The 22,278-nt window shown below is 42.4% G+C and carries 21 protein-coding genes, 2 pseudogenes and 1 other annotated feature; of the genes and pseudogenes, 2 read left to right on the top strand and 21 right to left on the bottom strand.

The window, feature by feature from the left end; genetic code table 11:
* Window positions 1-68: 68 nt before the first annotated feature.
* On the top strand, window positions 69-842 hold the full coding sequence (locus tag KNO61_RS06590) for an NUDIX domain-containing protein (RefSeq protein ID WP_214757181.1): 774 nt from the start codon (window positions 69-71) through the stop codon (window positions 840-842).
* Between the two features lie 43 nt (window positions 843-885).
* On the opposite strand, the gene KNO61_RS17475 is transcribed toward KNO61_RS06590, so the two are convergent.
* The 21 genes and pseudogenes from KNO61_RS17475 to KNO61_RS06695 all read right to left on the bottom strand — a co-directional run bounded on the left by KNO61_RS17475 (window position 886) and on the right by KNO61_RS06695 (window position 20,614).
* Window positions 886-2,160: a hemolysin family protein gene (locus KNO61_RS17475; protein WP_214757183.1), complete on the bottom strand. Its 1,275-nt coding sequence runs from the start codon at window positions 2,158-2,160 to the stop codon at window positions 886-888.
* Between the two features lie 40 nt (window positions 2,161-2,200).
* On the bottom strand, window positions 2,201-3,490 hold the full coding sequence (gene obgE, locus KNO61_RS06600; RefSeq protein ID WP_015881157.1) for a GTPase ObgE: 1,290 nt from the start codon (window positions 3,488-3,490) through the stop codon (window positions 2,201-2,203).
* Window positions 3,491-3,931 (bottom strand): Spo0B domain-containing protein, encoded by a 441-nt coding sequence (locus KNO61_RS06605; protein ID WP_074037487.1) that lies wholly within the window; start codon window positions 3,929-3,931, stop codon window positions 3,491-3,493.
* 66 nt (window positions 3,932-3,997) lie between these two features.
* Complete coding sequence (gene rpmA, locus KNO61_RS06610) at window positions 3,998-4,279, bottom strand: 50S ribosomal protein L27 (RefSeq protein ID WP_015881155.1); 282 nt, start codon at window positions 4,277-4,279, stop codon at window positions 3,998-4,000.
* A gap of 12 nt (window positions 4,280-4,291) precedes the next feature.
* On the bottom strand, window positions 4,292-4,627 hold the full coding sequence (locus KNO61_RS06615) for a ribosomal-processing cysteine protease Prp (RefSeq protein ID WP_078146561.1): 336 nt from the start codon (window positions 4,625-4,627) through the stop codon (window positions 4,292-4,294).
* Between the two features lie 3 nt (window positions 4,628-4,630).
* The gene (gene rplU, locus KNO61_RS06620) at window positions 4,631-4,939 is read right to left on the bottom strand and encodes a 50S ribosomal protein L21 (RefSeq protein ID WP_015881153.1); all 309 of its coding nucleotides are present in this window, start codon (window positions 4,937-4,939) and stop codon (window positions 4,631-4,633) included.
* A 15-nt stretch (window positions 4,940-4,954) separates the two neighbouring features.
* Window positions 4,955-5,028 (bottom strand) — a sequence feature (ribosomal protein L21 leader region).
* Between the two features lie 55 nt (window positions 5,029-5,083).
* Complete coding sequence (locus tag KNO61_RS06625; protein WP_214872812.1) at window positions 5,084-6,409, bottom strand: ribonuclease E/G; 1,326 nt, start codon at window positions 6,407-6,409, stop codon at window positions 5,084-5,086.
* Window positions 6,410-6,452: 43 nt separating this feature from the next.
* The gene (gene minD, locus KNO61_RS06630; protein ID WP_015881151.1) at window positions 6,453-7,310 is read right to left on the bottom strand and encodes a septum site-determining protein MinD; all 858 of its coding nucleotides are present in this window, start codon (window positions 7,308-7,310) and stop codon (window positions 6,453-6,455) included.
* Between the two features lie 5 nt (window positions 7,311-7,315).
* On the bottom strand, window positions 7,316-7,984 hold the full coding sequence (locus KNO61_RS06635) for a septum site-determining protein MinC (RefSeq protein ID WP_230872790.1): 669 nt from the start codon (window positions 7,982-7,984) through the stop codon (window positions 7,316-7,318).
* 5 nt (window positions 7,985-7,989) lie between these two features.
* Window positions 7,990-8,484, bottom strand: a complete 495-nt coding sequence (gene mreD / locus KNO61_RS06640; RefSeq protein WP_049759982.1) for a rod shape-determining protein MreD — start codon at window positions 8,482-8,484, stop codon at window positions 7,990-7,992.
* Window position 8,485: 1 nt separating this feature from the next.
* On the bottom strand, window positions 8,486-9,376 hold the full coding sequence (mreC, locus tag KNO61_RS06645) for a rod shape-determining protein MreC (RefSeq protein ID WP_047795500.1): 891 nt from the start codon (window positions 9,374-9,376) through the stop codon (window positions 8,486-8,488).
* 13 nt (window positions 9,377-9,389) lie between these two features.
* Window positions 9,390-10,427 (bottom strand): rod shape-determining protein, encoded by a 1,038-nt coding sequence (locus KNO61_RS06650; RefSeq protein ID WP_074037493.1) that lies wholly within the window; start codon window positions 10,425-10,427, stop codon window positions 9,390-9,392.
* Between the two features lie 198 nt (window positions 10,428-10,625).
* Window positions 10,626-11,066: a hypothetical protein gene (locus tag KNO61_RS06655; RefSeq protein WP_214872813.1), complete on the bottom strand. Its 441-nt coding sequence runs from the start codon at window positions 11,064-11,066 to the stop codon at window positions 10,626-10,628.
* A gap of 823 nt (window positions 11,067-11,889) precedes the next feature.
* Window positions 11,890-12,909: a YcaO-like family protein gene (locus tag KNO61_RS06660; protein WP_214872814.1), complete on the bottom strand. Its 1,020-nt coding sequence runs from the start codon at window positions 12,907-12,909 to the stop codon at window positions 11,890-11,892.
* Window positions 12,910-12,911: 2 nt separating this feature from the next.
* The gene (locus KNO61_RS06665) at window positions 12,912-13,664 is read right to left on the bottom strand and encodes a nitroreductase family protein (RefSeq protein WP_214872815.1); all 753 of its coding nucleotides are present in this window, start codon (window positions 13,662-13,664) and stop codon (window positions 12,912-12,914) included.
* The gene (locus KNO61_RS06670) at window positions 13,657-14,526 is read right to left on the bottom strand and encodes an McbB family protein (protein WP_214872816.1); all 870 of its coding nucleotides are present in this window, start codon (window positions 14,524-14,526) and stop codon (window positions 13,657-13,659) included. Before KNO61_RS06670 ends, KNO61_RS06665 begins: the two co-directional genes overlap by 8 nt.
* Before the next feature lie 15 nt (window positions 14,527-14,541).
* Window positions 14,542-15,660 (bottom strand): YcaO-like family protein, encoded by a 1,119-nt coding sequence (locus tag KNO61_RS06675; RefSeq protein WP_214872817.1) that lies wholly within the window; start codon window positions 15,658-15,660, stop codon window positions 14,542-14,544.
* The gene (locus tag KNO61_RS06680) at window positions 15,650-16,495 is read right to left on the bottom strand and encodes a nitroreductase family protein (RefSeq protein WP_214872818.1); all 846 of its coding nucleotides are present in this window, start codon (window positions 16,493-16,495) and stop codon (window positions 15,650-15,652) included. The genes KNO61_RS06675 and KNO61_RS06680 overlap by 11 nt, the downstream gene beginning before the upstream one ends.
* Entirely contained in the window at window positions 16,488-17,348 is an 861-nt protein-coding gene (locus KNO61_RS06685; protein WP_214872820.1) for an McbB family protein, read from the bottom strand. The genes KNO61_RS06680 and KNO61_RS06685 overlap by 8 nt, the downstream gene beginning before the upstream one ends.
* Before the next feature lie 540 nt (window positions 17,349-17,888).
* On the bottom strand, window positions 17,889-19,613 hold the full coding sequence (locus KNO61_RS06690; protein WP_214872821.1) for an ATP-binding cassette domain-containing protein: 1,725 nt from the start codon (window positions 19,611-19,613) through the stop codon (window positions 17,889-17,891).
* A gap of 166 nt (window positions 19,614-19,779) precedes the next feature.
* Window positions 19,780-20,614: pseudogene (locus KNO61_RS06695) on the bottom strand (IS30 family transposase).
* Between the two features lie 241 nt (window positions 20,615-20,855).
* Here KNO61_RS06695 and KNO61_RS06700 point away from each other — a divergent pair.
* Window positions 20,856-22,212: pseudogene (locus tag KNO61_RS06700) on the top strand (IS3 family transposase).
* Window positions 22,213-22,278 lie beyond the last annotated feature (66 nt).

Here is a 22,278-nt window from a genome sequence, read left to right on the forward strand (position 1 = left end):
TAAGAACCATGTAAGCGAATCGCGGTCACACATATAGGACACCGCACAACGAAAAAGGAGGAATCATCATGTTCCATCGCCGTAAAACGTATACGATTCGACCTGAACGCCTGCAAGAATTCACCGACTTTTTCCATACATACATTTACCCGATCCAGGCGTCGCATGGCGCCCGTCTCGTCGGACGCTGGGTGACCGAAGACAAGTCCGAGGTCATGGCACTATGGGAATACCGGGACCGTGAACACTATGAGCAAGTCGAGCGGGATTATCGTGGCAGTACGTTGCGACGAGACGCCATGAAACAGCGGGCTCGCCTTGGAAAAGAGCTGTATATCAAGTCAAGCGAAGAGTTCATGATGCCGACCGGTCACTATACGCCACCACGTACGATTGTCTGTGTGACAGCGTATATCACGAATGAAGCGGGTGAGGTTCTCCTCGTCAAAAACATGCATCGGAACGACTCGTTCGAGATGCCTGGCGGACAAGTCGAAGAACACGAGTCACTCGTTGACGCCATCCATCGTGAAGTGGACGAGGAAACGGGCGTGAAAATCGAGGTGGAAGGCATCACGGGAATCTATCAAAACGTGTCCTCCCGCGTCCTCTGTGTCACGTTCCGCGCAAAATATGTATCCGGTGACCTCAGACCGCAGGCTGGCGAGACACAGGAAGTTGGCTTCTATAAAGTCGACGCAAGTAACGTGGGTGACTACATCAAACGGGAGCACTTCCAAATGCGCTTCCTCGATGCGATCGATCCCGTATACATGCCTTACGCCATTTATAAAGTCCGACCATATGAATTGATTGAGCGAATTGAGCGCCAATCCGTATGACGCAAAAAGGGATGACTCGCATATAGCGAATCATCCCTTTTGTTTATGCTTCTTGTATGTCTTCTTGCTGAGATTGTCCAGTCTCCACTAACAGTTTCCGGACACGGCGTTTCTCCACATGGAGAACGGTGAACGTCATGTCTTGATACGTGACTTGTGCACCTTTCTCCGGGATGTCGCCGAGCAATTCAACGAACCAACCGCCCATCGTGTTGGAATCGACGTCTGGTTCTGCAATCCCCATCTCTTCCGCGAATTCATCAACGTTCATGTCAGCCATACACTCATAGACCCCTTCACGGAGACGTCTGAGATAGACGACGGATTCGTCGTGCTCATCCCAGATGTCGCCGACGAGTTCTTCAAGCATGTCTTCTAACGTGATAAGACCCGCCGTGCCCCCGAATTCATCGAGGACGACAGCCATGTGAGATTGTTTCTGCTGGAGAATCGGAAGTAGTTCAATCAATTTCGTCTGCGGTGACACGTACGTGAGCGGTCGGATGAGCGAACGGACATCCGTCACTTCATCCTTCATCATCGAACGCAAGAAGTCACGTTCTGACAAGACACCGATGACGTTGTCGATCGAGTCTTTGTAGACCGGTAAACGCGAATGTCCACCACTGAAAATCGTGTCTTTGATTTCATCGAGCGAATCGTCGATGTCGACGGCCAGAATATCGATTCGTGGCGTCAGCACATCATCGACCGTAATATCGTTGAAGGCAAAGGCGCTATGGACGAGCTCTGCTTCCGTCTCTCCGAGCACACCTTCCTCTTCTCCCATATCGACGAGCACTTTCAACTCTTCTTCGGTGACGGATGGCTCCTTGTCTTTCATCCCGATCATCCGCAGCGTCAACTTCTTCAAGCCGGTGAAAATCATCGTCACCGGTTTGAGGACTTTAACGAGGAACACAAGGATTCCACTGATGAGAAGCGAATACTTCTCCGCAAACTCTTTCGCGAGCGATTTCGGTAAAATCTCACCAAAAATCAAGATGATGACCGTCGTCGCGAACGTTGACACGAGAAGACCGGTTCCCCCACTGAAAATCGATGTGGCGATGGCCGTCGACACCGTCGCCGAACCGATGTTGACGATGTTGTTCCCGACGAGAATCGTCGAGAGGGTATCATCAAAACGGTCGACGAGACTGAGGACACGTTTTGCGGCTTTGTCACCATCCTCTGCCATCCGAATCATCCGGACCCGGTTCACACTCGAGAGCGCCGTTTCTGCTGATGAGAAAAACGCTGACAACATGACGAGAACTACATATAGAATTAAACTTGACGAGGGCACAGGGTCCACGTTAGCTTCACACTCCGTTTCTTCTTAACAAATAATTTTTTTATTCCACAAACTCGAATTCGAAGTCGAGGATCGCGACGACACTACCGTCCTCTGCACCCAACTTACGAAGATCGTCATCGACACCCATTTGACGCATTTGACGAGCAAATCGTTTGATCGACTCATCATGGTCAAAGTTCGTCATCTTGAAGAGCTTCTCGATACGAGGTCCCGTGATCACGAAGCGATCGTATTCATCGATGTGGATTTGATAGCCTTTCTCTTCCTTCTCATAACGATACACGACACGAGGCGTCGCTGTCTTCTCTTCGAGCTCATCGAGTGGGAATTCTGGTGTCGTATCGACAAAGTTCGCCACTTCGATCAACAAGTTGCGAAGACCGTCTTGAGCGAGTGCAGAGATCGGGAAGACTTTGACGTCGTCCCCTACCTTCTTCTTGAACTCTTCAAGATGTTCCGCTGCGTCCGGCATATCCATTTTGTTCGCCACGACGACTTGTGGACGCTCAAGGAGACGTAAGTTGTACGACTCAAGCTCACGGTTGATCGTCGTGTAGTCTTCGAACGGATCGCGTCCTTCCATACCACTCATATCGATCATGTGAACGATGACTTTCGTCCGTTCGATATGGCGAAGGAACTGGTGACCGAGACCAACGCCTTGGCTCGCTCCTTCGATGAGACCTGGAAGATCGGCCATGACGAAACTACGGTCGTCCGCTGTCTTGACGACACCGAGGTTCGGTGTGATCGTCGTGAAGTGATACGCACCGATTTTCGGACGTGCCGACGAGACGACCGAGAGAAGCGTTGACTTTCCGACAGACGGGAATCCGACGAGACCGACGTCTGCGAGAAGTTTCAACTCGAGACGGAGTTCACGTTCTTGACCTGGTTCCCCGTTCTCCGCGATTTCTGGAGCCGGGTTGGCAGGCGTCGCAAAACGACAGTTCCCGCGACCACCACGACCGCCTTTCGCGATCGTCGCTTGTTGGCCGTGCTCGGTCAAGTCTGCGATGACGGTATCCGTCTCGGCATCGAACACGATCGTGCCAGGTGGGACCTTGACGATGAGCGGTTTCGCTTTACGTCCGTGCATCCCTTTTGACATCCCTTTTTCGCCATCATGGGCGATAAACTTCTTCGAATAGCGGAAATCAACGAGCGTCCGCAATCCTTCCTCTACTTCAAAGATGACGTCCCCACCGTGACCACCGTCACCACCTGCAGGACCACCGTCTGGAACGTATTTCTCGCGACGGAAAGCGACCATCCCTTTTCCGCCGTCTCCAGCTTTTACAAAAATATTAACCTGATCGACAAACATTTATTTCCCCTCCTTTATGTGAAACGTAGTGGTATCTACGTTCTGTTCGTACACATCGGCTGATGCCTTCACATCGTCCGGGACAGCGCCCGTGACGCGAACCATCAGTCCGTCCGTGAACGTCACATGAATCGGCCCATCCGTGTTGTCTAACAAGCGGACAAGCATCTCTGCCACTCGCGCGTCATCGATGGCGAGTTGATCGGTTGAAATCGTATACGTCATCCGTCCCTCCCAATTCGCTTGAATCACGACTAGGCTCGTCTGTGGCACGTTCAAACGAACGAGCGCACTCTCTTCGTCGGCTTGTTTCCGATAGCGTTCGTAAAGTTCCTCGAGCTTAGTCGGATCGAGAGCCACATAGAGCGAGATCAATTGAAGCCGATTCATCCATTCGTGACGGACGGTCGATAAGAGCTCGAGTGTCTGTTCTGAATCCATTTGATCCTCTCCTAGAAAAAAAGACTCTAACCAAATAAGTGGCTAGAGTCTTCTGCGTCGTTCAACTTACGCGACTGGGTAAACGCTCACTTGTTTCTTGTCGCGACCAAGACGCTCATAGCGTACTACGCCGTCAACTTTCGCAAACAAAGTGTCGTCGCCACCACGGCCAACGTTTTCACCTGGGTGAATCTTTGTACCGCGTTGGCGGTAAAGGATTGATCCAGCTGAAACTGTTTGTCCGTCAGCGCGTTTTGCACCGAGACGTTTCGAAATTGAGTCACGACCGTTTTTAGTCGAACCAACTCCCTTTTTCGAAGCGAAGAACTGAAGGTTCAATTGTAACATGAGGTCCACCTCCTATTGTTCAATTTGGATATATTCACCGTAGCTTTGGGCGATCGTGTCTAACTGCACGAGCATCCCTTCTAATAACAGTTGGGTGCGTTCCATATCCTGCGGTGATAAGTCAGGATACGTCTCGACATAAAAGTAACCACCCTCTGTTTGATCTGCCATTTCTACAAGAAGCGATTGACCCGCAAGCGTTTCGACGGCGTTATAGGCACCAAAGATGATGGCTGAAACACCGGCGCACACCAAGTCAGAACCAGGTTCTGCAAAATTGGCATGACCAGTCACTTCGACGGAGCGAATCGAATTCGCCTCGTCTCGTCTTACCTTGACCCGAATCATAGCTTACGCTTCGATTTTCTCGATGCGAACTTTCGTGTAAGGCTGACGGTGACCTTGCTTACGACGGTAGTTTTTCTTAGCTTTCATTTTGAAGACAGTGATCTTCTTAGCGCGGCCGTGTTTTACCACAGTACCGACAACTTTAGCGCCTTCTACGAGTGGAGCGCCGACTTTAACATCGTCACCACCAACGAAAAGAACCTCACCGAATTCTACAGTACCTTCGACATCAGCATCGAGTTTTTCGATGTAGATCTCTTGACCTGCTTCAACTTTGATTTGCTTACCACCTGTTTTGATGATTGCGTACATATACGTGCACCTCCTTGTTAAACTCAGACTCGCCATCCTGGGCAGGGCAAAAACCTTTAAAAACCCGTTCTGTGCGGTTGTAGCCATTTGGGTGCTTCCAAACGAACTAACGTTATAGATAATACCATTCTCAATTAATCATTGTCAACGACGAGATAAGAAATTCTGACATTCTTCGGACGTCCCATAAAAGACGAACTCCGGCTCCCCTTCGACGAGGTGCACCTCGATGTCAAATCCGTGCCAGGAAGCGTCATGCCACTTATTAGGGAGTGCGAGCACGACCGCTTCGTATTGATCATTCAAATCAAGGAGCGACCGTTCAAACTGTGAGAAGATGGCCAATTTTGAAGGCTTGCCGGCATGAAACATCCGGTCTTGAATCGAGCGCCCGGTCCGTTCCCGCGACAGCTCGAACAGCCCCATCCGTGTGAAGCCGTACACTTCGACACGTCGTGGGTCACGCGCCCCGAGTTCTTTCATCTTTTTAAGGAGACGGGTCTGTCCTTCCTTTGAACCACGTAAGAAATCGATGATGACCATGCCGCCGATGTTTCGCAGGCGCAACTGCTCCATGATCGAATAGAGCGCGGCTTCATTGATGGTATCGGCCGCACGCCCCTTGTCTTTGACGGCGACATTTTTGCCACTATTCACGTCGATGACGGTCATCGTCTCGACTTGTTCGATCAAGACGAACGCCCCACCATCCAACCATACGGCACGACTCTCCAGTTTCTCGATGGTCCCGTCGAGACGTTTCGCTTCAGGCATCCGCCCTTTTCCGATATGACGTTTCACGGGGACATCCAATCGTTCGAGTCGCGTTTGCCCTTCTTTGTCATTCAACAGCACGGACTCGACTGCATGACGTCTCACGAATTGTTCGCATAGTAGCTCGTCTTGCCCGAACCGCTGCTCGATCACTATGGTCGAACGGTTACGCAATCGATTCAGTTCTTCCTGTAACGCTTCCGGGGCCACTTGTCCGGCTTCCGTCCGAAATAAGACCCCTTCCTCTTCCGTTAAGTCGAGCGCCTTTGAGAGGCGGTCCTGCGTGACGAGGTCGAGTTTCCGGCTGAACAATTGCCGACGGCCAAATGGGAAATACACAAGATATCGTCCGCCGAACCGAATGTTCTCTGTCACTTTATGATGCTTGCCGTTGATTCCTTCTTTTGTCACTTGGACGAGTCGCTTTTCTCCGACGACTGCCGCTTGCCCGATGGCGGGCACTTCCGGATACGAGGCGAGCGCACGGAGCGTCTCTGCGATCGGGAGAAAATATGTCGTCTCCCCATCCGTCAAAAAGGCTGCCCCGAGCGACGGGTGGATCCGTTCAATTGCGGCCTCGACGATGGTCCCGACAGACAGTTGGTCGACAAACCGTTCCTCGACTTCGAGTAATCGTTCGCCGTCCACGAGCATCGCCCGTTCGATGGAAGGTGTTCGTTCGTAGATTAGCTTCATCTGCATCACTCCTTTCGACAGAAAAAGGCAACTTCCGTTGCCTTTACGCTTTTTTCATTCCAAATTTCATCATGAGTCGTGCCCAGAATCCGACCGGTGCCGTCTCCGTCTGAATCGACATGAGCGGGACCGATTCGCCAAGAATACGGCGCGTGATGTTCCGGTACGCCTGCCCGGCATAGTTATCCGGATTCATCGTGACCGGGACACCGCGGTTCGCGGCTGCGATGACTTCCTCATCGTCGATGACGACGCCGAGTAAGTCGATCGACAGGATGCGCATGATGTCATCGATGTCGAGCATGTCGCCCGATTCGACGAGATGGTTCTTGACTCGGTTGACTATCAGTTTCGGCGCATCGATGTGTTCCGCTTGTTCGAGCATCCCGATGATTCGGTCTGCATCTTGAACCGCCGCCTTTTCAGGTGTCGTGACGACAATCGCCTCATCCGCTCCAGCGATGGCGTTCATGAACCCTTGCTCGATTCCAGCAGGACAGTCGATCAAGACGAAATCATATTCCGTCTTCAACTGGTCAACGATTTCTTTCACTTGTTCGGGATTCACTGACGTCTTGTCTTTCGACTGTGCGGCCGGGAGTAAATACATCTCCTCGAAGCGTTTGTCGCGGACGAGCGCCTGATTCAACTTACATTGACCCGTGATGACATCGACAAGGTTATAAATGCTCCGGTTGTCGAGACCGAGAATGATATCGAGGTTACGCAATCCGATATCTGTATCGACGAGACAGACCGAGTGTCCAGACAAGGCGAGCCCCGTCCCGATGTTCGCGGTCGTCGTTGTCTTCCCGACGCCCCCTTTTCCTGATGTCACGACGATGGCTCTGCCGTTTTTAACTTCCTTTTCTGTATGTACAGGCTCCACTACTTGCTCCATTCCACTCACCCTCTCTGTAATTCCATTGCATATGCGTCCTTCAGACCCGTCATGACGTGGCGGAGACGTGTCATCTCGATCCCATCACTCGTCTGATACGCACAACCCATCTCAATCTCAGGAAGTTCTTCCTCGTCATCGGCTGTGAGTACATGTTCGCCGATTGCTAAAAACTTCGGATGGAGCAGGCTCGCGGTGATGACCGCTTCTTCCCATCCTTCGACACCGGCGCGCACATTTCCTCGTATCGTCCCTAAACAATAAATACTTCCTGTCGCCCGGACCTCTGACCCGGGATTGATATCCCCAATCACGAGCACCGAACCGTCAAACGTCAAGACTTGTCCACTTCGGATCGTCCCGCTGTGATAGTGGAACGTCTTTCTGCCATACGTCGCTTTCGCTTCTTCCGTCAACATGACATCGCTCGACAAGTCTTCAATATAAAAAACGCCATGACGAGCGACGACCTCACGAATTTGACGTGACAGCTCCTCGTCAATATAACGAGTACCCGCATGCAACTTCAGGGCAATCTTTCCGGACGGCGGCTCCATTTCTTGTAATGTCGCTTCTAAGTCCGTAAGCACCTCGTCGATGCCACTCTTCGGATTGAAGTGAATGGCAATGCCGTTGCGATGTCCTTTAATCGTAATGTGTCGTTTACGCTCCATCATGGCTACCCTCTTTTCGCAACAGGGCGTGTCGTCACATAACGCGTCATCGGATAATAAAGAATCACGATGGCGATGGCATTGACGAGCATCGTCCCTGGAATCTGTTCAACCAATAGTGTTTGAATCGTCATCAACGTCCCACCAATCGCCGCCATGATCCCGTAAATCGCAAAGGTGAAAACGAGAATCATAAACGTGAACGTAATGGTGACGGAGAAGAAGTTCTCACCTATATATTTTAACACGAAGCTGGCTAAGAGAGGAATGAGTGAAAAAGTAAATACATAGATTCCAATCAGGTCGGTGTAGACGATATCATACAGCAGTCCGAATACAAGCCCAAACCCGAGTGCCGTCTCCCATCGACCGTACAGACTGACAAACATCAACCCGATCAACGTCAACAAAAGAAACGGCGTGGCGTAGTGCCAAGAAAAAATCGATGCCCATGTTCCTTCAATAAGAAAAAGGAGGAACAGGGCGATGAACACTTTCATGTTACTCACCCGCTGCTCCTCCTTCCTCGGGACCCGTTAAAAACGGTTCGTCTAGTGTCCGATCAATCACGTACATTTGTGAGAACTCATTGAAGTCGGCCTCCGGTTTAATCCGGGCGACTTGTGAGACGCCATATTCATCCGTCTCGATCGATTCGATCGTACCGATGACGAGTCCAGCCGGATAACGTCCACCGAGTCCAGACGTCGATACGATTTCTCCTTCTTTCAGCTTGACGCTATTCGATACTTTTGTGAAGAACAATTCATTCGTCTCCGTGTCGAATCCGTCAACCGTCCCATACGTCGGTTTGCCGTCCGCATCTTTGACCACAGCCGAGACGTTGTTCGTCCGGTTGTTGTCGCTGAGCAGTTGAACTTGCGACGTATAAGCACTCGTCTGAATGACACGACCGACCATCCCGCTCGCTGCGGTCACGGCCATGCCCTTTTCAACGCCGCGTTCTGAACCGACGTTGATGGTGACGTAGCGTTGCCAATCGTTCGGTGTCCGACCGATGACCTCCGCCGGAATGAGGTCGAAGTCACGTAACGACTCGTCTCTTGCTTCGACCATCTTTCGAAGCTCCTCATTCTCACGGCGCAAATCATCCGCTTCAACCGATACCTCGGCGTACTTCGCCAAATGTTCTTTCAGCTGGCGGTTCTCTTCGTAGATATCGCGGACATCTGAGATGGACGAGACCGTTGAGTCCATCCACCCGATTGGTACCGCGAACACTCGCTGGAACGTGCCGACCACATCACGCGTGACATCTTGGTACCAGGCTGATTCCGATCGTCCTCGAATCGAAACACCTAAAATGACGAAAAACAAGATCAGTACAATTAGCGTGATGATGAGCTTTTTATTACGTACGAATCGGCTCATCGTGTCTCACCTCTCATCGACGTGACGAGATGCCTGATTTCGAACGGAGGACGTCCATCATTTCAAGAGATTTTCCAGTCCCGACCGCTACGCAGTCGAGTGGCTCATCCGCAACGAGTGTCGGGATGTGTGTCTCGTCTGAGATCACGTCGTCCAAGTTTTTGAGGAGGGCGCCGCCGCCAGTCAAGACGATTCCGCGGTCCATAACGTCAGCCGCAAGTTCTGGAGGAGTTTGCTCAAGCGTTTGCTTGACCCCTGCTAAAATCGCTTCAACTGTATCCGAAAGAGCTTCACACACTTCTGCAGACGTGACTTCGATTTGTTTTGGAAGTCCTGTTACGAGGTCGCGACCACGGATTTCCATCTTCTCCGCTTCGTTCGATGCATCGATGCGCGCCGAACCGACTTCCATTTTGAGCGTCTCAGATGTACGCTCCCCGATCATGAGGTTGTACTTGTTCTTGATGTAACGAATAATGGCATCATCCATTTCGTCACCACCGACACGAATCGATTGGCTTGTCACGATGCCGCCGAGTGAGATCACTGCGACTTCGGTCGTACCGCCACCGATATCGACGACCATCGAGCCAGTCGGTTCCCAAACTGGGAGGCCTGCACCGATTGCTGCTGCGAACGGTTCTTCGATTGTGTATGCTTCACGAGCGCCTGCTTGTTTCGCAGCGTCTTCCACGGCACGTTTTTCAACAGACGTGATACCGCTTGGGACACAAATCATGACGTTCGTCTTCGATGAGAACAAACCGCCTTTTGATTTTTGAGCTTGCTCCATGAAGTATTTGATCATCGTCGCTGTCGTTTCGAAGTCAGCGATGACACCGTCTTTCATCGGACGACGTGCAGAGACGTTCCCCGGAGTACGTCCAATCATATCTTTGGCCTGGTTACCAACGGCCTCAATTCTACCTGTATCTGTGCGGAACGCCACGACGGACGGTTCACGAACAACAATTCCTTGACCCTTTACATAAACGAGCGTGTTAGCCGTTCCAAGGTCGATTCCGATTTCTCGGTTAAAACTACGAAACATAGGTGTTGCTCCTCTCTTCATTACACTATTTTTTATTATAACGGAAAAATCATGTTTGAAAACGTTCATTCGATTACAGGTTATTTACAATAACCGCATCTCAGTCCTGCCTCACCGTCTATTAGTTTGCCTTCTTTTCGGCAAAAAGGCAAATCAAAAAAGCAGACGTAAGTGAGCGTCTGCCTAAGGAGAGAACGGTTACAATCCCGGTTGGAGCGGAAGCAGTAACATCGCTCCGTAAAAGAATACCGAGAAAATCAACACCGGCCGAAAGAAGCGGGACGGCTTGAGTCGGGTCGCTCCTGCCAAAAAGCTCGATGTCGTCACGACGAAGAGATAGATTCCGACATACATGAGCAGGAGGCGGACGAGTATCGTCCAGATGCCGAGTTGATCGAGTTCATTGAAAGAGAGCACAATCAGACCGAGATAAGCGATGAGCGCTAGAATCCCTACGCCGACACCAACGAGGGGTGAGACGCGGTCGAGCCAGTGGTCCTGATTGAACCGCATAAATAGCGCTGTGCTCACAAATAAAAACAGGATGAACACAACGATCGAGAAGATGGTTGGTTCTAGATGTATGTAACTCACAAAAAGCGATAATCCGACCATCAGTATCCAAATTATTTTTTCCATAAAGCACCTCATTTGTTTTCTAATCAACATCCAGATTCGATTAGAGTAAACTACGTCCTTGATCACATCACAACTTTTCCAGTGTGGCGAGAATAGATTGTTGGATCAGGTCATGCCGTTGCTCTTCGTTTTATGTTTTAGATTGTAGACAAAACGCCCGTTTCATTTCGTCTGAAACGGGCGTTTTGTCTACAATCTGAATAATTATATTTTTTTTCTCAGAAAACTAACTTTTTTCGTCGTTGCCGACCCTGCACATGCACAACCACAGCCTGCTCCGGCACAGTTGCAATTACATCTACCGGAGCATTTAAGTGGTGAACCAGATCCTTCACCCGGTTGAGTAGACTGAGTCCCAATCCCATACTGCGAATCTTTCTTAGGCTCTGTAGCCACTGTTGGCTGAGTTGAAGAAACCATAGATTTTTGATCTTTAAATTTAATGACTCCATAATGATATTTCGACATAGTACATAACCTCCAAGAAGTTTTTTAAATTCGGATTTTTTACACTTTAAAAATTTGAGTTGGATAATCTTTAAAAATCGAGACAGATAAACAAATTTTAAAAAACCATTCCAGTTAATTCAAATTAGTACCCGGTGCATCAAACTGAAAATAAATCACTGTGCAAATAAAATCATCATGAACATGTTCAATGTTCTAGATACCTGCTAAGAAACAACTTATACATAAATAAGATTGAATCAATATTTACCTTTTAATTCCCTCCTATCTTTAAATATTCTATTACAAGAAAATAATAACATAAAAACCATTTAATTGATATTAAAATTAAATTTTTTTCTGATTCTTCTTACAATTAAGACATTGGACAATCCGGGATTAAAGATAGATTTTCAGAATCAACTTTAATAGTATTTTCATTAATTAATATCTTTTTATTAATATTTCCTTTTTTAGGTAAACAATTAAATAATCCATCAATGTAAACTTTCACACATATTAGTCCCGGAATTAAATTTTGTTGAATAAACATTACATTTATACTATTGACAAAGTCTGGTGATAAGAGAATCAATTCTTTTAAAGAAATTTCATCTTTTTCTTGATTATTAATTTCTTTGTAAGGTAAATTATCAAAAGATTTTATATATTTATATGTAAATTCATCCATATTATAGATATTATTTTCTTTAATTTCTTCAGGATTATTTTTGTAATAATATAAAGAGGCAATCAAAAATACTTCTTCCAACGCATGAGCAATTGCATTTTTTAAAATGTTAGAAGATCCTAATCCACAGAAAAATGTATGCCCCTTTTTATATGCAAGAACAATAATGGTTTTAATCGGAAAGAAATACTCATTAACAAAGATAGATACAGAATAACCCGAATTTTCAAAAAAAATAAAGTGATAATTATCATAATATTCAGATAATTTTATTTTATTTCCTTTTCTCCCATACCAAAAAAGAAATAGTGAATTTTTTTCATATAGTTCTTTTATTGCTCCATAAATAGCTTCATCTTGTGAGGTATGAACTGCAGAACCTGTAGTATCTATTTCATTATCTTTAAACGTAGTGTTGGTATAGTTTAAAACATTAACTTTATCATTCAAAATGTCCCAAGCTAAAACATTATTCGTCTTTGTTTTCTGCCCTCCTAACATCGTGGATCTTCTCTCTATCCCTTCTGCAATAGTTCTTAATAAGGTATTTTTTTTCTCTCTTCCAGTTGCAAAACCTGAATATGGACCTATTTTACCTTCCTTTAGATAATTCCCATGAGTAAAAAATAATAAGTAATTTGGATATTCTAAAAAAATATCAGAAGGTATATTAAAGTTATTATTTTTTTCCAATCGATGATACATTTTCATTCCTCCGTTATAATATGTTGAACTGAAATCACCGGTGCTAATCGAATATTTAAACCACAAAGTTTTGTGAGAGCATTATCAGCAAAATCTAGAATTTGTTCAACTTTTATTCTATTATTAAAACGGTTATTTAACTCATATTTAAATGAGGAAGAAAGTATCCCTGTATCAATCAGTGCTTTTCTATATCCTCTTGCTCCATCTAAAAAAACCGTTCGACGCAAATCGATCGCAAAAGCGACGGCAATTTTTTGATTCTTTTTAAAAAGAATATTGTAATCATTTAATAGAGCAACATCATATTCTTTCCATTCCTTTAGATTAATTAGTTTATTCATTTTTTCTACAAATAGGTAACAACCTTTTTTTAATGGATACCCCCTTTCTTCACCAGTCACTATTAAAAGCGGCAATATAGATTTAGTATCCGATCTGACGGAATCCATAGATACAATAAGTGTCTCTATAATAGAATCAATTAGGACAAATCCTTTATTAGTTATATCATCAACATTTATTATTCTTGGACTCAACTCATTAGAAATATCAATATGGGAAATAGAACTTTTCCAATATAAAAAAGACAACTGATTAATTGTATCCTCGTAAATAATGTCATGAGGAAACCATAATTGACTTTGATGAAATTTAGTTATTTCATTAAACACTGTACTTTTTACGAAATTTTTATTTAAGAAATTATTTAAGTGTTGTATACTAATATAATTTTCAAACTTTGATTCATTCATAACAATCACAAAGCTCCCAATGATGTGAATAACCTTTGGATAAAGTACCTTCTTTAATATTGTAAACTGTACCAGTGGTAAACACTGAATAAGATTTAGATACTTGATAACAAGGTTGAGATAAGTTGTTAATAAAATTACATATCTGAGTAAGAACATTTAATTGTTGCGGTTTTGATAATGCGTGCTTAATTTTAAATTCATTATCTAAATCAAATAATTCATCTATCATAATTTGATATGTAACTTGTTCTTCTGCGCCAATCCGATGTTCGTTTTCTATTAAATTCATATGACATAAATGACAGGGTAAATTCCATTTATCAGAATACAAAGAGTCGATATAGAGATAATCATTGTACAAATATGATAAAGATGAGTAAGTATTAGAATACTTTTTGAATAAATCTCTTAAAACTGAAGCTTCTTTTTTATTGTACTCATTAAAAAAGATAAGAAATAAGTCAGACTCATTTCGTTCAACTTCTTTAGTAACCTGTTCTATCGAGTTTAAAACATGTATTTTTGGATTGTTTTCAAATAGGGTTTTAATACTCTCATTAAAATAATCTTTAGAAGAGTAAAAAAAGATTTCTTTTATCCCCATTTGTAAAGAAGGTGATAAAGAAAGTACTTTTTTATCAATCAAGTACTGTAAAAATGTCTCATTAACTTGAAATTCATTCATGTATTTCGAAATCTCATTCTCATTTATAATTTTTCCAATTTTTTTTTGCAATCTCAAAAGTAACTTTTTTTCATTATCAAGAAATATTTTATCAATATTATATTTAGAATGAAGAACAAGTTCATTCTCTAAGTCGTATGTTATAAATGAATTTATCAGATAATGTCTTGTCATATCTTTACCTCACAATCAACTAAAAGGAATCATAATTCCTTCGTTAGGTATAAGTTCACTTTTGTGGATATTTTTTATAGTGTATTTATATGGATCTATAATGTCAGTTTTGATATGCGGAAAACTACCTTTACCAATTATTTTAACAACATATCCTGGAAGGCTTTCAATACTAGAAGGGATATATGTTATCAATAACTCAATTCCAAGATCTTCAGCAATGCTTTTCATCTTAATAATATATTCATTATCGCTTGGACGATTTTCTAAATGCTCGTATTTATTACTGAGATAATAATCATCACCATTTAAGAAATCATATGCTTCTTTAACATCATTAACACTTAGCTCATTAAAGTAATCCATATATACATGAAGGCCTTTTTCATCATCGCAAAATTCTTCTTTTCGATCATCATAAAAGACATTTAAGTGAGCTGGAGATTTGTGTGAAACAAATTGAAAAGTTTCTTTTAATGATTTAAAAATGGCAGTTCTTATGTTCCAAGCAGCCCCAAGGCCTATACTTTTTTCCATTTTACTAGTTGCAACAGTAATAACAACTTTGCATTTTTCAGTAAGTGAAATCTCATACGACTTTATGTCTATAAAATAACCTTTGAGATTCCGATAAGCCTTTTCTATTTGCTTATCGTTTTCACTATAAAAGCTTAAATCCATCTTTTTTCCTGGTACTCTTAGCAACCAACTGTAAATTAAACTTTGTCGTTCTATAAATTCAAGAAATGCGGAATCTATCGCCTCAATAGAAGACGTATGAAAAGCAGTACCGCTAGAATCACACCATTCTATACCATCGTTTTCTTCAAATAAATTATACTTTGGCATAATCATATCAAGTATATTAACTTTTTCGATTTTCTGAGAATTTATATTGAATGCCTGTTGATATTTATCTTTTACTTTATGTGAGACAGTGCTTTGAACATATCTTTCGATGTATTCTCCCATCGCGCTTATTTTGGCAGTCCTCCCATTGAAACTTACTCCATCCCCCCTCAAAGTAATATCCCCTATAGACGCAGTTGAACAGGTAAAATCATTACTAAATGAGGTGTTCATTGAAGTGGTATACTTAGCAAAATTCATATTACCTTTACGTTTATTTATCATTGTGCACCTCTATTTCAACGTTTTCATAACCAAACCACTGTAATAATGTAATAGGTGTCAATCTAATATCCATCCCACAATATTTACTAAGTGGGAGATCCTGAAATCCGGACCAACACCTTTCTTTAATTGTCGAATACTTGCTTAAACTATTTTTAAATGATTGAGCTGCTAAACCTGTCTCAATCATTGCGTGTCTATATCCTTTATTTTCATATTTTGTAATCGCTCTACGAAAGTCAATAGCATATGCCATACAATAAATTGGTAAATCAGAATGGTCTGTCGACATGTAAGATTTAACTTTTTCCAAAACTTCAATTTCATCCCATTCCTCTATTTTCAACAAATTTTGATCCATTGAATCATAAACATAACATCCTGGTGAAAGAATTGAACTTTCATTTGTGCTGTGTGTGACCAGAAGTAAAGGAATAACCGGATACAATGCTCCCGCGGAAGGATAATTTTTTGACAGAGAATTCTTGTCTCTTGCAAATGCATCGTAAAGAATTTCAGTAAGTTCTTCATCTTTAATTGACTCTTTAGTAAAAGCTTGTCCTGAATTTTTTTTTACTTTGTTGTACTTTTTGAGTTCGATTTTCTGTAAATAGCTATTTGGTAATATATCTTTTAATGTAAAGGTTTCTATCCACTTATTGACATCGTGATTTAAACATTCATTATGTACATTCTGAATTGTCGGATTAATTGTTGAGTAGTGAAATTTCTGAACTTTTAACATAACTTCATAATCATATTTATTGTTAGATTGATTTAGGTTGTATTCATTATTCTTTGTAGTCAGTATATTTCCATCATTAAGTTTATTCATAACAGTCACATAGCTCCCAATGTATACTTGTATCGCTGAAAAATGTATGATCATTCAAATTTATCTGATAATTAACTTTGAAATCATTCATATTAAATTGAGTGTATTCGTCAATCCCAGTAATACTCTCAATCTTATTAATTATAAATGTGGCAATGTTAATACTTTTTCGCTTCCCGAGAATACTTTCGGGAACAAATTGTGAATGCTCAGTCATAAGATTATCAATAAACTCTTTGTAATCGTTAGACACTCTGTTATGAGTCAAAGTCTCTTCTAAAATTCCCAAATTGCATAAGTGGCAGGGATTTTTCCATTCACTATTAAAAACTGAGTCGAAGTGAAATTTCTCATTATACATATATGAAGTAATAACATAACAATTTTTGCTTTTAATAGAGATATCTCTAATCAATTTTGCTTTTGATTTTATATAAGGATTCATAAATAAAACTACTAAAGTATTTTCTTCGAATTCATTAATTCCTTCAGCTTCATTTAAACTTACTGAATCAATCTTTATATCATCATTTATATTATCAATAATAACTTTTTCTACTTCGATTGAATTAGAAATCAAGAGCACTTGTTGAATATTTAAATTCATTTCATGATATTCAGTAATCAATTGATGATCCAACAAAAAATTTATGACACCATCAGTATCCTCAGGAAATACATTTCTTATTTCGTCATAGGTAATTTTATTATTTTGTCTAACTTCATTATTGATATTTTTTAAAAATTCAATTAAAGATTGGTGATGAATTTTAACTACCCCATGTTCATTTTGACAAACCATTAAATCTTTGCTGATAGAATAATAAAGAAACTTACTCACTTTATAAATCATTCAAATCCCTCCTAATAACAATTATTTGCGTACAAATTTATGCACAATTTAATTTGGAAAATTTAATAAATTCTATATTACAATGTTACAACCTATAAATTCATAAAACAATCTTTTTTTGGGATATTATTCTTTTTTTAGGTATTTTATCTTTTTTGTTTGATGAGCTATAAATTTAAGCGTAACACAACAGAAATATAAAAAAGAAAGCCCATGACGTTTCCCTCGTGTAGAATGAAATCATCACAACAAACATTCAGAAAGAGGAAAAATCATGAGCTACAGATATCACCGCAACGGAACTTGTCATATCTCCCGGGATGTCCGTCTGGGTGCATCTCAAGACGGTGAAAGCCAACTTAGAAGCTAAGTGGAATCTCCTGGCGAGCCGGACGTTCAGGATCCAGATACCAGACACTGCTTCCTCGATGGAGTGGGGGGCGAATCTATAGGGTAATTGTCGTGGTAATATGAGAGCAACGATAACAAAAAATAAATAGATATCCAAGGAAGTATTACACTTAACTTGACCAACCGTCTTTACGTTTGGATATGTAGATTATTTTTAACTTCGAAACTTTCCATATCGATTAATTCATCGCATACACTTTCCATAAATTCTAAATCGTGAGATACGACAATTATTAAAGATCCCGTGTCTTTAATTTTTTTTAGGATTTCATTCACTTTCCGAATAGAAACTGAGTCCAAATTATTAGTTGGTTCATCAATTAAATATATGGGGACTGATTTATACAACAAACGATAGAATGCTATTGACTGCCATTGTCCTCCTGAAAGTGGTCTACTATCTTCATACCATTCCCCTATCCTCTCATCACCACTAAAGAGGAGAGATTCAAATTTATTTTCAAAATCTAATGTTTGAATATAATCAAAGATGTTCTCGGGGTCTGTTTTTTGGATGTGGGATATTCTAATATTATCTTCAAATGAAAATTCGTACTTTGAAGGGCTTTGAAATAGCATTTGACTTAAGTCAAATCTTTCATTTTTCCCCATATTCACAATGTTATCCCCATTGAGCAATATTTCACCTTTTGATGGTTTTTTTAGTCCTTGTATGACTTCTAACAATGTAGTTTTCCCACTACCGTTTTCTCCTAAAATTCCATATATTTTTTTGTTATGGAACTCAAAATTTAAATCTTTGAATATCACTCTATTATCGATTTGAAAAGACAAATGTCTTAATACTAATGAAAACTCTCTATTCTTAATATTTTTTGCACTTACATAATTTTGAGATTTCTGCATTATTTCATCTTCAGTATCTAAAAATTTCTTCAGATTATCCACATATAGTAAATCGCCATAGAAATTACTCAAAATTATAATCGAACTATTAATACCAACTGACACACTATTTATTGCTTGTAACAATGAAGTAAGAGTTCCTAATAGTAGATCACCAGATACAGCTTTTAAAATTAATCTAAATTCTAAATAACCAATCACTATAAAACTTAATAAAGATAAGCTTAAGTTCACAGTATATTCTTTCTTCATTAAGTTCTTTTGATGCATGTAAGTTCTGTTAAAAATACTTTTGTGTTCTTTAATTAATCGTCCCATCGAATTATTTGTAACAATTTCTTTTAAATAGTTAGATGTTGTAGAAATATATTGTAAATAAAATTGTTCTCTATAAGGACGATTTAGTTTCTTTGCCAGTTGAAATTTTTTTTTGTTAAAGTAAACTTGAGCTGCCCCAAGAGGAACGCTTACACAAAAAATAATTATTGCATAACCTATATTCCAACTAGCAACGTAAATTAACATTGAAATAAACGTCGTAAATACAGCTAAAATAGAAAATAGATTTTCAAAAATAGATGTGATTTTTTCAGGGGTTTGTGTCCTCAAAAAATATAACTCATCTTGAGTGTTCTCATTAAAAATGTCTTCAGCCTTGATTTTAGAAATCTTATTCATTATTAATTCAGGAATAAGATTACTCATTTTAATGAAAAATAGATCTTTGTTAATTTGTATATAATATGTAACTACCTGAGTAAACAATTGTATTGAGATTAATATCATAAATAAATTGATTATGATTCTATTTGAAGTACCATTTTGAATACCGTTTAAAATACGACGTGTAACCTCCAAATTTATAATAGGAAATATCGATAAAGTGATAATCAAAAGTGAAATTATAATTAGTAGCCTTCTTTTTTTACTAACTTTAACTATATTATAAGCAAATGCTATACCTTTAAATATTTTCTTTAAATTCATTATTTCCCCTTCCTAACATAAAAAACTTTTTTTAACATTATAATCTATTTTAAGATTAAATTACAAGTTAACTAACTTAAAACCCATTATTTGTTTCTTGTCTAACCTCTAATTCTCATAGTTCTACACTAAATTAGGTCTACTTAGTTTTTTGACCGTCGGTTTGTCAAATTAAGCGCAACATTTCCTCGGTGAAGGCCTCGTGTGCGGTTTTCCAGTCCAGGCACTTTCTCGGTCGCTCGTTGATCTTGGCGAGCGCATCCGTGAGTTCGCCGTCACCGACCTGCGCGAAGTCCGTTCCTTTCGGGAAGAACTCGCGGAGGAGACCGTTGGCGTTCTCGTTGCTCCCTCGTTGCCAGGACGCGTACGGGGAAGGCGCCGTGCACTGCCTGGATTGCCATCTCCATCGAGGAGGCGCTACGGTCCGTCATCGGAAGGGCGATGTAGAACCGGCTCTTTCGTTCGACGAACGTCGCGACGCATGCCTTTGACTTCCCACGTCCGGAGACCACGGTGTCGAGCTCCCAGTGACCGAATGTCTTGCGTGCACGCACCTCTCTCGGGCGCTTGGCGATGGACAATCCGACATTGAATCGCCCCCGCGTCTCGACCGGCTTTTGACGCTTGCCCTTTTGGCGGAGCACGGATGTCCACACGTCAATCAGTCCCGAGTAGATCCAGCGATAGATGGTCGAGAAGGCGATTTCCCCGTCGAAGAGACGACCGACGATCTGTTCCGGGGACCAGGTCGCCCACAGTTTCTCGGTGATCGTCCGGCGGGTCGCCTCGTCGAGCTTCGTCTTGGCGCCGCAGTTTGCCTTCTTCTTCACGTAGCACTGCTGGGCACGTCCCGATTCGTAGCTGGGGTTCCGTTTGACCTCCCGCGAGACGGTCGAGGGATGACGCCCGTGCCGTCTCGCGATGGACCGGATGGACGTCCCGAGCTCCAGATAGGTCTGTATTTTCACGCGTTCCGTTGTGGTAAGATGGGTGTAGCTCATGAGATTTCCTCCGTCTGAATGTGTGTTGTGGTGACTTCATTCTACACGAGGAAAGCGTCATGGGCTTTTTTGTGTTCACTTTGGGGTGTTGCACTTAATTTTATAATTCATCAAATAATAAATTGGTCTCCGAAATCTAATACGCTACCTAAAAAGTAGACAGGTTAAGAATTAAAACTTGCTTCCTTTTGAACTGCACCCCAAATGTTAGACACATCTAACATTTGGGGTGCAGTTTTTTATGACTAAATTTACTACTCATCAAAAGTTAAACGCCGTCATGGCCTATCGTGAAGGGACGGATAGTATGGATGGCATCTCGAAATCGCTAGGGGCAGACACCCTACCTTGGTGCGTAACTGGATCAAACAGGTCGACTATCATGGGCCGATGGTCTTTTCCAAACCCTATACATCTTATCCGGTACAGTTTAAGCTGGACGTACTTCAATACATGAAAGAGAATGGCGTGTCGAAAAACGAAGCGGCCGCAATCTTCAATACCCCCTCCCCCTCATCCGTCCGGAAATGGGAGAGACAGCTGAGGACCGGGGGACCGTGCGCGCTCATTCCCAAGAAGAAAGGGCGGCCAGCGATGAAAGATAAGACAGGCAATGAGAAGCATCGAGTCCCAGCAGAAGGCTCTTCAGAAGCGCTCCAGGCGGAAATCGACCGTCTGCGGATGGAGAATGAGTATCTAAAAAATTTGAACGCCTTAGTTCAATCCAAGGGAACGTCACCAAAGAAGACAAAGTGAAGGTCATCTATGAATTAAGGCAAGAATATCCGGTAAAGGCGCTCGTTGAATGTGCGGGGATCAAACGTAGCACCTATTACGTGCTGGTGAAGAAAATCGGGAGACCAGACCCGGACACGGGTCTGAAGACAGAGATCTAGGCGATTTATGATGAGCATGAGGGGCGATACGGTTATCGTCGTATTTGCGATGAACTCCGAAATCGGGGGCAGAAAGTGAACCATAAGCGGGTTCAACGTCTCATGAAAGTACTGGGGTTGAAATGTCTCGTGCGCCTGAAGAAATACAAATCATATCGGGGGACGGTGGGGAAGATCGCGGACAACATCCTGGACCGAAACTTCAAGGCGGACGCCCCGAATGAGAAATGGGTGACCGATATCTCCGAGTTCAAACTGTTCGGGGAGAAGCTCTACCTATCCCCTGTCCTAGACCTGTTCAACGGAGAAATCATCACCTATACCATCGGCTCAAGACCGACGTACTCACTGGTCTCAGAGATGTCGGAGAACGCTTTGTCCAAACTGCCTGAGGAGCATCAGCTCCTGATCCATTCCGATCAGGGATGGCATTACCAAATGCGTCAGTTCCGACATACCCTCAAAGAGAAAGGTATCGTGCAGAGCATGTCTCGCAAGGGGAACTGTCCTGACAACGCAGTGATGGAGAATTTCTTCGGGATCATGAAATCCGAATTCCTTTATCTTAAGCGTTTCGAGAGTATCGATCACTTCAAAATCGAGCTCGATAACTACATAGACTATTACAACACACGACGAATCAAGGCAAAATTAAAACTGAGTCCGGTGCAATATCAAACCCAGTTCGTTCACGCAGCCTAGATGAAATAACCGTGTCTAACTTTTAGGGGTCACTTCATAATGGGTGGTTTTTGTGCATCAATAGTT

Origin of the sequence: Exiguobacterium sp. s140 (assembly GCF_018617035.1) — a bacterium.
GTDB lineage: Bacteria > Bacillota > Bacilli > Exiguobacteriales > Exiguobacteriaceae > Exiguobacterium > Exiguobacterium profundum.